General features: G+C 50.6%; 8 protein-coding genes, 1 tRNA gene and 1 pseudogene. 5 read left to right on the top strand and 5 right to left on the bottom strand.

Going from position 1 to position 14170, the window contains the following annotated elements:
* Positions 1 to 189 precede the first annotated feature (189 nt).
* On the top strand, positions 190 to 774 hold the full coding sequence (locus IXB28_RS14240) for a thioredoxin family protein (RefSeq protein WP_215619264.1): 585 nt from the start codon (positions 190 to 192) through the stop codon (positions 772 to 774).
* A gap of 29 nt (positions 775 to 803) precedes the next feature.
* Here IXB28_RS14240 and IXB28_RS14235 read toward each other — a convergent pair whose 3' ends face one another.
* Together IXB28_RS14235 and dnaK are read right to left on the bottom strand one after the other, a co-directional pair.
* A complete protein-coding gene (locus IXB28_RS14235; RefSeq protein WP_215619263.1) occupies positions 804 to 1691 on the bottom strand; it encodes a DnaJ C-terminal domain-containing protein in 888 nt (295 codons plus the stop codon).
* 827 nt (positions 1692 to 2518) lie between these two features.
* A pseudogene (dnaK, locus tag IXB28_RS14230) lies at positions 2519 to 4735 on the bottom strand (molecular chaperone DnaK); the annotation flags it as partial.
* A gap of 417 nt (positions 4736 to 5152) precedes the next feature.
* Here dnaK and IXB28_RS14225 point away from each other — a divergent pair.
* Both IXB28_RS14225 and IXB28_RS14220 read left to right on the top strand, forming a co-directional pair.
* Positions 5153 to 5235, top strand: a tRNA-Leu gene (locus tag IXB28_RS14225).
* A gap of 222 nt (positions 5236 to 5457) precedes the next feature.
* Positions 5458 to 6357 (top strand): DUF4349 domain-containing protein, encoded by a 900-nt coding sequence (locus IXB28_RS14220; protein WP_215619261.1) that lies wholly within the window; start codon positions 5458 to 5460, stop codon positions 6355 to 6357.
* Between the two features lie 54 nt (positions 6358 to 6411).
* Here IXB28_RS14220 and IXB28_RS14215 read toward each other — a convergent pair whose 3' ends face one another.
* On the bottom strand, positions 6412 to 7404 hold the full coding sequence (locus tag IXB28_RS14215) for an NAD-dependent epimerase (RefSeq protein ID WP_215619260.1): 993 nt from the start codon (positions 7402 to 7404) through the stop codon (positions 6412 to 6414).
* Positions 7405 to 7916: 512 nt separating this feature from the next.
* On the opposite strand from IXB28_RS14215, the gene IXB28_RS14210 reads away from it, so the two are divergent.
* A complete protein-coding gene (locus tag IXB28_RS14210) occupies positions 7917 to 10079 on the top strand; it encodes a polyribonucleotide nucleotidyltransferase (RefSeq protein WP_215619259.1) in 2163 nt (720 codons plus the stop codon).
* A 152-nt stretch (positions 10080 to 10231) separates the two neighbouring features.
* Entirely contained in the window at positions 10232 to 10960 is a 729-nt protein-coding gene (tpiA, locus tag IXB28_RS14205) for a triose-phosphate isomerase (RefSeq protein WP_215619258.1), read from the top strand.
* 49 nt (positions 10961 to 11009) lie between these two features.
* Here tpiA and IXB28_RS14200 read toward each other — a convergent pair whose 3' ends face one another.
* Together IXB28_RS14200 and IXB28_RS14195 are read right to left on the bottom strand one after the other, a co-directional pair.
* Entirely contained in the window at positions 11010 to 12194 is a 1185-nt protein-coding gene (locus IXB28_RS14200) for a diguanylate cyclase (protein ID WP_215619257.1), read from the bottom strand.
* 1115 nt (positions 12195 to 13309) lie between these two features.
* Complete coding sequence (locus tag IXB28_RS14195) at positions 13310 to 14116, bottom strand: tetratricopeptide repeat protein (RefSeq protein WP_215619256.1); 807 nt, start codon at positions 14114 to 14116, stop codon at positions 13310 to 13312.
* Positions 14117 to 14170 lie beyond the last annotated feature (54 nt).

Here is a 14170-nt window from a genome sequence, read left to right as displayed (position 1 = left end):
TACCTACTTGGAGACATCCCACACCATGGAAATGCATGAACTCTTTACCCTCATTCTGCTCCTCAGCCCCGGTCTGCTGCTATCTGCCCTAGTAATGTCAGCCATGGCCTTTGGTGGCTAATTCTTGGTGGTTAATTCCAAGGCAAACGCTACAGTTTTCTTGTAAATCAAATTTTTGAGGTATTGACCATGGTGATGGTGGAATCCACCATGCTGGCATTGGGCACCAAAGCTCCAGCATTTTCCTTAGCAGATGCTGTTTCTGGCAAGACAATTACCCTCGACACCTTTGCCGATAGCCGTGCTCTGCTGGTGATGTTTATCTGCGTGCACTGCCCTTTCGTTAAACATATCGAGCAAGAGCTAGCAAAAATTGGTCAAGACTACAGTACCAAAGGCCTAGGTATCCTTGCCATCAGTGCCAATAGCCTGCAAACTCATCCCCAGGATGCCCCTGAGCACATGAAAACCCAGGCCCAGCAGCAAGGGTTTACCTTTCCCTATTGCTTCGATGAGCACCAGACTGTTGCCAAAGCTTACACGGCCGCCTGCACCCCCGACTTTTTTCTATTCGACGCAGACAAAACACTCGTCTATCGAGGGCAGCTAGACGATAGTCGCCCGAGCAATGGCAAACCCGTCACCGGGAAAGACCTAAGGGCAGCCATTGACCAGGCACTAGCTGGACAAACGCTTTCTGACCAACAGATTCCCAGCGTGGGCTGCAACATTAAGTGGGCCCCTGGCCAAGCACCGTCTTACTTTGGTGCCTAAGCGGACGGAAGATAAAGTAGCTACACGGTCTAGAACATATGGGAACGCGGATTATGGGCTTCCACAAGTCTAAGCTTTTCATATAGCTCGGCTTCTTGCTCGCCCAGCACCTGGGGAATGGCTATACCAATTTCAACAATTTGGTCTCCGCGTTCCTCCGACAACCGACCATAGCCTTTCCCAGCTAAACGCAGTTTCCGCCCAGGTTGAATACCGGCGGGAATGGTCATGGCGACTGGACCATCCAGGGTGGGGATCGTGACCTGCCCCCCCAAAACAGCTTCTACGGGCGTCAAGGGTAAATAACAAACCACATCTCGCCCTTGAATCGTCAAAAAGCGGTGAGTTTCCACCACAATATTCAGGTAAAGATCCCCACCCTTAATCCCCTGACCGCGGAGGCGCAAACGCTGACCCGTCACCATACGTGGGGGCATATCCACCTCTAATGCCCGACCATCCTCTAGCCGCACTCGCTCAGAACCACCATGGAAAGCACGTTCTAAAGGAATCTCTAGGGAAGCTTCAGCATCTCGTCGTCGGAGACTACTTGTGTTGGGGCTACTCGATTTTTTAGGCGCCGCTGGGGTAGGCACGGTGGGGACCTGGGGGACTCCTTGACGATTGAGCAACTGATCGACAAAGCGATCAAAATCCTCAAGATCGCGATAGTCGGCTTCAGACTTTTGCTTTAGCCAATAGCGGCGATAGTCATCGTACTGAGCTCTGCGCTCTACATCCGACAGAATTTCATAGGCTTCACCTAGAGATTTAAAGCGATCCTCTGCTTCTTGGTCGCCTGGATTTAGATCTGGATGAAACTGACGGGCTAACCGGCGATATGTATGCTTAATCGTTTGGGCATCGGCCCCCGGATCAATGCCGAGAATCTCGTAATAGTCTCGAAAGTTTTGCATAGCTGGAGACGTTACCAGACCTCATCCTGGTCACCCCATTCGTCATCGTAACGCTGCGAACCCGCTGAACCGGAGTTAGCGGAATAGCCTCCTGGACGGGGATTGGCAGGTGGGCGCGGCGATGGTCGATCGGTGGGTTTATCGGCCCAAGGATCATCCTCTACTGAGGTATCGGCATTGGGACGATCTCTACCAACAGAGGGATAGTCAGCCGGGGGATATCCACCACCAGCACCGGGCGAACCATAGCCCGAAGGTGCAGGCGGGGCACCAGCAGCCCCTCGCGGGTCTGGAATTTGGCTAGGCTGGCCACCACGATCGTAGGGGGGATAGGCACTATCGTCTCGTGGACCACCGGACTGGTTATAGGCATCCTGACCGTAGGAATTATTGCCAGACCCTTGCCACCTATCGTAATTAGGCTGTTGTCTGGCAGACCCTAGATTATCGCTCTGACCATCGCGCCCCTGGCTGTCGCGCCCCTGGCTGTCGCGCCCCTGGTTGCGATCGCCCGAAAAAGCATCATAGTTATTGGAGCCGCTGTAGCTTTGGCCCTCGTTATAGTTTGGCCCCAAATTGCGATCTGGGTAACGATCTTGATTTGGAGGCGTGTAAGCGTCTTGGCCATAGGCGCTATTCCCCGCCTGACCATAGGTATCTTGAGGTGGACGGCCCTGATGCTGGTCATAGCGATCGCGGGGCTGGGAGCCATAGCCACCAGCACTGTAGCGATCTGATTGACTTGATTGATCGGACTGACTTGGATTTTGACCGTAGCCGCGATCGTAGGATTGCCCTTGGTCATAGCGCTGCTGACCATAGGCATCCTGCCCATAATTATTATTGCCCGCCCCGTGTTGGTCGGCAGACGCGTCATAGTTCCGGCGGTCGTAGCCACGATTGTCGTAACCTTGGCTGTTATTTTGGCCATTGTTGTAGCCACCGGCAGCAGGATTATTGTAGCCACCACCGGCGGCAGGATTGTCGTAGCCACCGCGGGGAGGAGGCGCATTGTAACCGCCCTGACGCGCAGCGGGACGATTCCAACTATCATCCCAATCATCCCAACCACTGCGATTGTCTTGGCGACCAGCCGACCAACTCGGGCTATCCCACTGGCTTTGGCCATTCCAGTCGTAGTCTCGACGATAAAAGTCGTCGTCATCTTCAAACGCTTTTTTGATGGTGTCGCCAATCTGGCTAAAGAGATTGCCGTCGTCGTTATCGGCGTCGTAGAGATAGGCTTCGCGATTGAGTTCGTACAATTCATCCTGCAGCTCAGACTGAATCATATCCACCATGCGTTCGTCTTCGCGTTTCAGGGCATCGCGCAAATCTTGCACCAGGTTATCGATGCGGCGTTTGCGATCGCGCGCAAACTGCAAACCAAAGTCAATAGATACGCTACGCATAGCGCGCTCTGCCTGGAATGTCAGCGTTTCAGCCCGGTTGCGCTTCTCAATGCGCTCCCGCTGGCCACGGTCCACATCGGCAAACTCTTCAGCTTCCTTGAGCATGCGCTGGATATCGTCATCGGACAGGTTGGACGCCTCCTGCACCGTGATGCTCTGCTCCCGCCCGGTGGTCTTATCCATGGCGGACACTTGCAAAATGCCGTTGGCATCAATGTCAAAAGACACCTGAACCTGGGCAATCCCCCGTGGAGCGGGTGGAATCCCCATCAGCTTAAAGCGGCCCAGGGACTTATTATCCATGGCCATTTCCCGTTCCCCTTGCACCACGTGCACCTCCACCACGGTCTGGTTATTTTCAGAGGTGGAAAATACATCCGAACGCCGTACGGGGATAGTGGTATTTCGGGGAATTACCCGCTTCATCACACCGCCAATGGTCTCTAAACCTAGGGACAGCGGGGTGACATCCAACAGCATGATGTCCTTCACCTCTTCGGTGAGGATACCGGCCTGGATCGCCGCACCAACGGCCACCGCCTCATCGGGGTTGACGTTCTGGTTAGGCTCTTTGCTCAGCAGGGAGCGCACCAGATGCTGAACCATGGGCATGCGGCTGGAGCCCCCCACCAGCACCACTTCGTCAATTTGAGACGGGGACACACGGGCATCCGTCATGGCCTGCTGCACCGGAGCCCGTAGGCGACTGATTAAATCGGCACAGAGGGATTCAAACTGCGATCGCGAAAACTTTTTCTCAATGTGCTTGGGGCCATCGGCGGTGGCTGTGATAAACGGCAGGTTAATTTCAGCCGTGGGTAGCCCAGACAGCTCCACCTTTGCCTTTTCGGCAGCCTCGGTCAATCGCTGCAACGCCTGACGGTCCCGCCGCAAATCCACCCCTTCGGTTTCTAAAAATTCATCCGCCAGCCAGTCAACAATTTTCTTATCAAAATTGACCCCGCCTAGCTGGGTATCACCGCTGGTCGATCGCACCTCAAACACGCCATTGCGCACATCTAAGATAGAGACATCAAAGGTGCCCCCGCCCAGGTCAAATACCAAAATGGTTTGGTTAAATTGCTGATCTAACCCATAGGCAAGAGCCGCTGCCGTCGGCTCATTAATAATGCGTTTAACTTCTAAACCCGCAATGCGGCCCGCATCTCGAGTAGCTTGCCGTTGGGCATCGTTAAAATAGGCGGGCACCGTAATCACAGCCCCCGTCACCGGCTGGCCCATGTAGCGACTGGCTTCCTCCGCCAGCTTACGCAGCACCATGGCCGATATTTCTTCCGGGGCAAAGTCCTTATCTAAACGAGGGCAACGCACCTTCACATTGCCAGCTTCGTCCTTGCGTACGGTGTAGGGCACCCGTTTTGAGTCAGAGCTGAGCTCTGTATATTTACGACCCAAATAACGCTTGACGTTGTAGAACGTATTTTGAGGGTTGAGCACCGTTTGCCGCCGGGCCATTTGCCCCACCAAACGCTCCCCTTCCTTACTAAAGGCAACAACCGAAGGGGTGGTGCGCATGCCTTCAGCATTGGCAATGACCACCGGCTTGCCACCTTCGATGACTGAGACGACTGAATTGGTAGTACCGAGGTCAATACCGACGACCTTTCCCATCCGCTAGGTTTCTCCCACTATGGCTGTAGTAGCGATCACCGCCGTCTACACAATTAATCATATATATAGTAGTCGCTTAGTAGTCTAAGCCACTATTGCACCACAGCTTAACTGCATGTACACATCACCATAATGGTCTGGTTAGGACAACATTGTCTATTCCAGAGAACCGTCTATTGATTTTCGATCAAGCGTCGGATTTCATGCACATCATCTAGCTGCGATTGATGCTCCTCGATAGGCACGCCTAATTCAATCGTTGAATTCAAAGAGCGTAAATTTTGCCCCAACGACAGACCGATCTAGCCAATCTATGAATAAATTGCCCTGCAGGAATGTGAGCATAATAAAATCAGTCATTTCAACCAACTTAGCTATAACTGGTTGGAATTCTCTGATAAGATAGATTACACACAAGCGGATGTGGCGGAATTGGTAGACGCGCTAGGTTTAGGTTCTAGTGTCTTCGTGACGTGAAGGTTCAAGTCCTTTCATCCGCATCAAACCTCGGTTTTCAAGTGAAAGCCGAGGTTTTTAAGTATTTTAGACCCTGGTAATTCGTCAAAGGATTTTATTGATCAGCGCCAAGCAACGAACTAGCGGCCAAAAGCAGCTGGCCAGGCGGTTGCAGTTTTCGTAACCCGTTTCCCGAGGGAAAAATCCCAACCCATACTGGATTCAAGTAAGCACATGGGATGAAGGAAACAACGATGGCAACGTTCATGAGATCCAAACTAGCCGTAATAGTAGCCGTGGTCAGCCTGGTGAGCTGTGGTGCGACCCATGAGTTCAGCAGCGGCGACATCAGCACCAAAGCAGGGAGTTCGGTGGAATCAGCGGCTGAATCCGCCAACATTTTGACCGATCAGCCCAATGAACTGGTCGCAATGGAAGCCGATGCCAGCAGCCCCGCCGCCCCACCTCAAGATCCGGCGGTCATAGCGGGGCAACCGCAATTAATTAAACAGGCCCAGCTCAATCTATTGGTGGACTCAGTGGATGACAGCTTAAAAAAAGCGTCCCAACAGATTCGCACTCACCAGGGCGACATTTTAGACCTGCAAGATAACCATATAGAGGATGTTCAGCGCACTGCCTACCTCCGCATTCGAGTCCCCCAGGCTAAGTTAGACCAACTGCTGGCAGAGCTCGCGGCTTTAGGCAGCATCCAGCAACAGGGCTTAAGTGCCGAGGATGTTTCGACACAACTCGTCGATGCCCAAGCGCGTCTACGTAATCTACAAAAATCCGAGGAGTCGCTGCTCAAAATTATGGAACGATCCGGCGAAATCTCCCATGTGTTGGACGTATCTCGGGAGCTCAGTCGCGTGCGGGAACAGATTGAACAGATTGATGCACGGGTGCAAAATCTACAAACCCAGGTCCGCTACTCTACGATTGACCTCACCCTAGCTGCCGCCGTTGCGCCACAGCCCATCGGTCGCCCCCTGGGTGAAACCATCGGTAGTACTTGGCAGGACGCAACCCAGTCGGTGGGTGAACTCACTGTCGGATTGATGCAACTGGGACTGTGGTTATTGGCCTATAGCCCTTACCTATTGGTGATTGCCATTGCGGGTGCCGTTGGCTACCGAACATTGCGAAGACGGCCTAGTGCATAAAGCGGCCCCAGCTGCCCATGGCCGCCCCCCGCATCTAGATCGAACCGGGGGGTTCTAGGCACGGGCGTAATAGTCCTGATACCAAGCAACAAATTTATCCATGCCAACTTCTAACGCCGTACTCGGTGCAAAGCCGACATCGGCGGATAGATCGGCCACGTCAGCATAGGTGGCTTTTACGTCCCCCGGCTGCATAGGCATCATTTCTTTAGCCGCTGTTTTACCCAGGGCCTGTTCAATAATCTCGATAAAGCGCATCAGCTCTACAGGGCTATGGTTACCGATGTTGTAAAGCTTGTAGGGAGCCGCCGTATTAAAGGCATCTTCGGCCAGGGGCTTGGGTAAATGGCGCATTGCTCTAACCACGCCTTCCACTACGTCATCTATATAGGTGAAATCGCGCTGCATTTTGCCGTGGTTGTAAACCTGGATAGGTCGGTCGTTTGCGATCGCATCCACAAACTTAAAATACGCCATATCCGGTCGTCCCCAGGGACCATACACCGTAAAAAACCGCAGACCTGTAGTGGGTAAATCATATAGATGGCTATAGGAATGGGCCATCAGCTCATTCGCTTTCTTCGTAGCCGCATACAAAGACACAGGATGATCCACATTGTCAGTTGTGGCAAAAGGCACCTGGCGATTAGCACCGTACACCGAGCTGGAAGAAGCATAGACCAAATGCTCCACACCATGGTGGCGACACCCCTCCAAAACATGGATAAACCCAGTTAAATTACTATCGGCATAGGCATAGGGGTTTTTGAGCGAATACCGCACACCGGCCTGAGCGGCTAAATGAATCACCCGATCAAACCTATGATTCTGAAATAGCCCATCCATGGCTCCACGATCGGCTAAATCGATCGGTTCAAACCCAAAGGATGGATGGGGCAGCAGCTGGGCCAGACGATCCTTTTTTAAATCAACACTGTAGTAGTCGTTAAGATTATCAATACCGTAAACCGTATCCCCATCGGCCAAGAGGCGCTGAGCTACAAAGAAACCAATAAAACCAGCGACACCGGTTACTAAGACATTCATATATAACTAAAAAATTCCTTTATAACTAAGCTTCCCGTCTGAGCGGCTTCTACAGGGTATCTTTTCCACACCCGATCTAAGCTACGCAAGTACTACATCGTAAACGGTAGCTGATGAACCGTGGATAGATCCCCCTACCCATCGCCACACAAAACATAGAATCACTTCTCAAAATTTGACAAAGCCTTAGAATAATTTGCCCTTCAAAAAGCAATTTGACACAACCAACTACTCACTAATTGCCAGATGATTGATCTAAGCATTTTTGCCATGAGCTTATCGCCATCCAAACTATTTGTTGGTTAATCATGACTAATCCCAAAACACTCAAAGGTTTTCACCAAATACCTTTCACACGATTTTTCCTGATAAAGAAATGTACTTAAGTGCAGTTCAAAAATTCTGTCTAACTAGCATCAAATCTTTTTTTAGAGGAGGAAACAACTGTTCTACATCAGTGCTAGGATTGCCAGAGAACAAATGTGAAAGACGTAAGAAGGACGTAGTAGTAAATGCAAGAAATTGACAAGTCAATATCCTTTGATGGACGGGATATTCGACTTAAGGTGGGTCTGTTTGCCCCCCAAGCAGGCGGTTCAGTCCTGATCGAATCTGGGGAAACCGCTGTACTCGTAACCGCTACACAGTCGAGCCCACGGGAAGGAATCGATTTTTTACCACTACTCGTGGACTATGAAGAGCGGCTCTATGCTGCCGGTCGAATTCCCGGAGGCTTCCTTAGGAGAGAAGGTCGGCCCCCGGAAAGAGCTACCTTAGTCAGCCGTCTCATTGACCGCCCCATGCGGCCCCTGTTCCCATCCTGGATGCGGGACGATATTCAAATTGTGGCCACCACCGTGTCCATGGATCATGACGTGCCGCCCGATGTGCTGGCAGCCACTGGAGCATCTATCGCCACTTTGCTGGCACAGATTCCATTTTATGGTCCCATGGCCGCTGTGCGGGTGGGCCTCATCGGTGATGACTTTATCATTAATCCCACCTACAAAGAAATTGCAGATGGGGATTTGGATTTGATTGTTGCCGGTTCCCCCGACGGCGTCATCATGGTGGAAGCAGGTGCTAACCAGCTGCCTGAACAGGATGTAATTGAAGCGATTGACTTTGGCTATGAGGTCGTCCGCGACATCATTGCAGCGCAAAAAGAAATCCTGGCTGAGTTGGGCATTGAACAAGTCACATTGCCCACACCAGAGACCGATCCTACCCTGGCAGACTTTTTAGCCGATAAGGCCACGGCTGGCATCAAAGATATTTTGAAGGAGTTTGAACTCTCGAAGCCGGAACGGGATGACAAACTGGATGCCCTCAAAGCTGACATTAAGGAACAAGTAGCCGAGCTATCGGAAGACGATCCTATTTGCGTTGCGATCGCAGAAAACGGCAAAGCCTTTGGCAATGCCTATAAGTCTCTGACTAAAAAGCTAATGCGGTCTCAAATCCTAGACGAAAGCGTCCGGGTGGACGGCCGTAAACTGGACGAGGTTCGTCCCATTAGTTGTCGCACCCAAGTACTCCCCAATCGTGTTCACGGCACCGGTCTCTTTAAACGGGGTCTCACCCAGGTAATGTCCGTGGTCACCCTAGGTACCCCTGGGGATGCCCAGATGACCGACGACCTGCACCCAGATGAAAATAAACGCTATCTCCACCATTACAATTTCCCTCCCTATTCCGTGGGTGAAACTCGCCCCATGCGTTCCCCCGGTCGCCGGGAAATTGGCCACGGCGCATTAGCGGAACGGGCGCTCATGCCCGTCCTACCTGCGATGGACACCTTCCCCTATGTCATTCGTGTGGTGTCTGAGGTACTGTCCTCAAATGGTTCCACCTCCATGGGTTCCGTCTGCGGCTCCACCCTCTCCTTGATGGATGCAGGCGTTCCCTTGGCGAAACCCGTCAGTGGTGCAGCGATGGGTCTGATCAAAGAAGGGGACGAAGTACGTATCCTGACCGATATCCAAGGGATTGAGGATTTCCTTGGGGATATGGACTTTAAGGTTGCAGGCACCGACACCGGCATCACAGCCCTCCAGATGGATATGAAAATCACTGGTCTCCCAATGGAGACCATTGCCGAGGCCATCAACCAGGCAAAACCTGCCAGGCTCCATATTCTGTCCAAGATGCTGGAAGCCATTAATGCGCCTAGAGCCGAGCTTTCGCCCTACGCCCCCAGACTACTCACCTTCAAGATTGATCCTGAGATGATCGGCATGGTGATTGGCCCCGGCGGTAAGCAAATCAAGAGCATTACTGACGAAACCGGTGCCAAGGTAGATATTCAGGATGATGGCACCATTACGGTCTCGTCCCTAGATGGCGCTGCCGCTGAACGGGCGCAGGCCCTAATCGAAGGGATTACCTTCAAACCATCGGCAGGGGACGTTTATATGGGTAAAGTAACCCGTATTATTCCCATCGGTGCGTTTGTGGAATACCGCCCTGGCAAAGAAGGCATGATTCATATTTCTCAACTTGCCGATTATCGAGTCAACAAAGTTGAAGATGAAGTCACCTTGGGAGAGGAAGTCTTGATCAAGATTCGTGAAATCGATAATCGTGGTCGAGTTAACCTTACCCGCTTGAACATTCACCCTGATGAAGCCGCGAAAGCAAGGGCCGCCGCCGCTGGATCGGAGGATGAGGATTAAGTAACCAACGGTTAAGTTTCACTCCTCTGTAACGCCCCGTTTTAGACGTCGTTGGACAACAGTAGCGTCTAAAACGGGGTTCTTTAGTTGCGTTCGGTTCAGGTTTCTCGGTACGATGCTGGATGCAATATTGAGAGCTAAGTTATACATCCGTGCGAAGAATTGTTATCGCTGGTAACTGGAAGATGCACAAAACCCAAGCGGACAGCTTGGCGTTTTTGAATGGATTTCTACCCCAGCTAGAAACCACTCCTGAACAGCGCGAGGTTATTTTGTGTAGCCCTTTTACAGCGTTAACCTCCCTGTCTAAAACACTCCATGGCTCTCGGGCTATGGTAGGTGCACAAAATATTCATTGGGAAACATCGGGCGCATATACGGGGGAAGTCTCCGGAGAAATGTTGACTGAGCTTGGGGTTCGTTATGTAATTGTTGGCCATAGCGAACGTCGCCAATATTTTGGGGAAACGGATAAAACGGTAAATTTGCGTCTAAAAGCGGCACAAGCCTCAGGGTTAACGCCTATTCTCTGCGTCGGTGAAACCAAGGAACAACGGGATGCCGGTGAAACCGAAACCCATGTCGTTGGCCAAATTGAAAAAGCATTAGCCGGTGTTGATCAAAGTAAGTTGATCATTGCCTATGAACCGATCTGGGCCATTGGCACCGGTGATACTTGCGCATCTGATGAAGCGAATCGTGTTTGTTGGCTCATTCGCTCTCAGCTCGCCAACAAGGATGTCCCCATCCAGTATGGTGGCTCGGTTAAGCCGGGTAATGTGGACGAAATTATGGCTCAACCAGACATTGATGGTGCCCTGGTAGGGGGCGCTAGCTTAGAAGCTGAGACGTTTGCTCGCATTGTGAATTACGTCAGCTAGCCTGGGGGGCTAACCTAGCCTAGGGGGCTGATTTAGCCGGGGGGCTGATTTAACTATCGAGCCCCTGATTAGCATCAAGCTTTTGACCATTGAGCTGGCTATTTTCTGGCGATGCCTCGTCGCTATGTAGATAATAGTGAGCGTGGACATAGATGCGATCGCGCCCTTGCTGCTTAGCATGGTAAAGGGCCAAATCTGCCGCCTGCAAAAGATCTTGGGGACAAAGGTGGTGCTTGGGAATCACCGTTGCAATCCCCATAGTTAAGGTAATGTTTTCCGATACCTCAGACGTCTCATGGGGGATGGCAGCTTTTGCCAACTGCTCTTGAATCGTCAAGGCCACGTTGTGCCCCCCTGACGTATCCGTATTGGGCAAAACCACTGCAAATTCTTCCCCCCCATAGCGAGTCACCAAATCGGCAGGGCGACGAATGCAACGGGCAAGCACCTGACTCACCTGAGTCAGACAAACATCACCTGTGGGGTGGCCATAGTAGTCGTTATAAAGCTTGAAATAATCGATATCACACAAAATTAACGTCAGCGGCTGATTTTCCCTAGCTAGGCGTTGCCATTCCGTCTTGAAATAAGTATCAAACTGACGACGATTTGCTAAGCCAGTCAAACTATCTGTCAACGCCAGGGACTTCAACTCGCGATTATGTAGTTTGAGAGCTTCATAGTGGCGACTATGGTCCAGGGCCACACCCACCTCATCCACTAGCAGGCTCGCCTGCTCCTGGTGCTCCACAGTCCATAGATGAGCCCTCCGCTTTGAGCCAATCGCCACTAATCTACAAGGCGACGAATTTTGACCAGAGGCTCGCGGTAAATGCATTGGCATCAATAACCAAGATCCAGCCAGGTCTGGCGGGCACTGCTGTTCGCCATTGTGATGGAATGCCTGATTAGGCACGGTCATCCCATCACAATGGGAAAGTTTTGCGTTTACCTGCTCTAAGGCGAGGTAATCACTTAACGCATCTAAATGGTCGGGTTCGGATAAACAAGCTGGCCGATAAATCGGTTGCCAGCGACCATGTTTCTTTTCTAAAAGAAAAACCCAATCTGCCTGAAAAAACTGCAAAAAATCATTCACAATCGTGTGCTGAAGTTCATCGATCGCTAAGCTGCGGTGAATACGCCGAATGACATTCCTTAAATTAATATGCCGCTGCAACTGCTGCTGGAGCACACAGGCCAAGGATTCTTCAGAATCAGGGCAATAGGACATCCTAGGAGTAGGTTCGAGAATTTGATGAGACTGCCTCATGCAAACAGCACGCGGATTCGAAAACTGAAAGTTGTCTAATTGACCACGCAAAAATGATTTCAATCCCGCAACCCAAGATTGCAGTTGGGTTAATTTATAAATAGAGAGAATTTGATACATAGGATGCCCATACAGAAAGCAATATAAGCAGTGACAGTATCCATAAATGTTGACCGATCTTTGTAGCCCATAGGCACCACAAACCGACAGCGCCTAAGACATGCTTAAGACGATTCAAATCAGCGTATTTTTTGCACTTAAAATCTTGTGCACCTGTCTGTACTATCCCTAAGATCATCAAAAAATCCAGGCATAGTTAACTGCAACAGGCTCTATACAAATAGACGCCAAAAATCAATCAACGAATAAGAATTGGCCATGTTATTTGTGGCTGACATTGCTAAAAACTCAAAACCACATAAACCTACATCTACAAGTCTTGAGTAGACACCAGGAACACCAAAAATTCAGAATAAATAGCTGTGAAATTCTCTACAAGGTAGGAAAATTATTTTTCGCACACACCCTTAGTACAAAAAACAATTGCCCTCAACACCCTAACAAACGGATTTGAATTCCAGTATTCAATACAGTTCTATTAACTTCTATCGTAGAAAGACTGAAATTATTTTTTCTTCGTAACAATTAGCACCCATAAGGCACTCAAAACATTGATGCAAGAGGGTTTTTAACCAAAAAATATTTTTTCTATAATCAATAACCCATGTGTCTAATATTTAGAAATATGACAATGTCAGCGGCTCAAATGACTTTCAGTCACTAACATTCGCAACAACAGACATTCGGATGGGATTTTATTGAGCCCCGCGCTGTCACTATTTCCAACCCATGGAAAAATCCCTAGGGATGCAGATAGAAATTGTCGCCCAAAAATCTGACTCCAAAAATGTACAGTCAGGACTCAATAGTGAAGGCCAAAGCTGACAGTAATTCCTACTGATGGAAAGTTTTTTTTGGTAGCTTAGGCTACATTTAAAAGAGGATTTATAGAGTTGCAAACATCTAGGTCATACGGTCAAGCAGACCAGTACCTGACCTCAACCATCCATAGGCTGCTAAAGCTTAAGAAAGTTGTCTAACCCTTTGACCAAAGAAGGTGGCCAACGCCGAACATTTTTCACCCAGTCCAAATCGCTGTAGCGGCGATCTAGACCACGGGCCGCAGCCCACTGACTTTCCGCTTCTCCCCGATGGCCCGTTTCCCAAAGAACGGCGGTTAATGCCGCTCGTACGTCTGCATAGTTGGGATACTTACGGGCCAGACTTTTTAATACTTGTAGAGATTTTGCTTGGTCGCCGACCTCAAAGAGGGCAATTCCGTAATTAGCATAGCCGAGAGAAAAACTCGGTTGCAGGGTAATTGAGTGCTCATAGTCCTGTAGGGCTGCATCCCAATCGCCTTGGCCTCCTTGGGCATTGCCTCGATTGTTGTAGGCGGCTGGATCATCGGGGGATAGCTTCAGCACGCGATTGTAATCATCAATGGCGGCCTGCCATTCACCAGCGGCTTCATAGGCAGCACCTCGGTTGAGATAAGGATCTGGCTGTAATCCATCCAGGGCAATGGCATGGGTATAGTCTTGCACGGCTGCATCAATTTTATTTTGACTGACCCGCACGTTGCCACGGTTACTCCAAACAGCAGGTTCATCGGGCAATGCGTCGATCAGCTGAGTCCACACCACCTCGGCTAAATCAAATTTACCGCTACGGGTGAGGTCAAAGGCCTGCTTCCGCAGTGTGGCAATATCTCCGGCTGGGATATCTGCTGGCGCCGCCGCCACCGCAGGGGCAAACACGGCCGCACCGAGGGTGCCAACGAGTAGCCATAAACTCAAAACAACCGTCAATAACCAGCGCATAGCAGAGACATTACGTTTTCATTCTTAGTCTAAAGCGAAATTTAGTTTGTCCAT

This window comes from Leptothoe kymatousa TAU-MAC 1615 (assembly GCF_018739865.1).
Lineage (GTDB): Bacteria > Cyanobacteriota > Cyanobacteriia > Phormidesmidales > Phormidesmidaceae > Leptothoe > Leptothoe kymatousa.
This window is presented reverse-complemented; position numbering and strand designations above follow the sequence as displayed.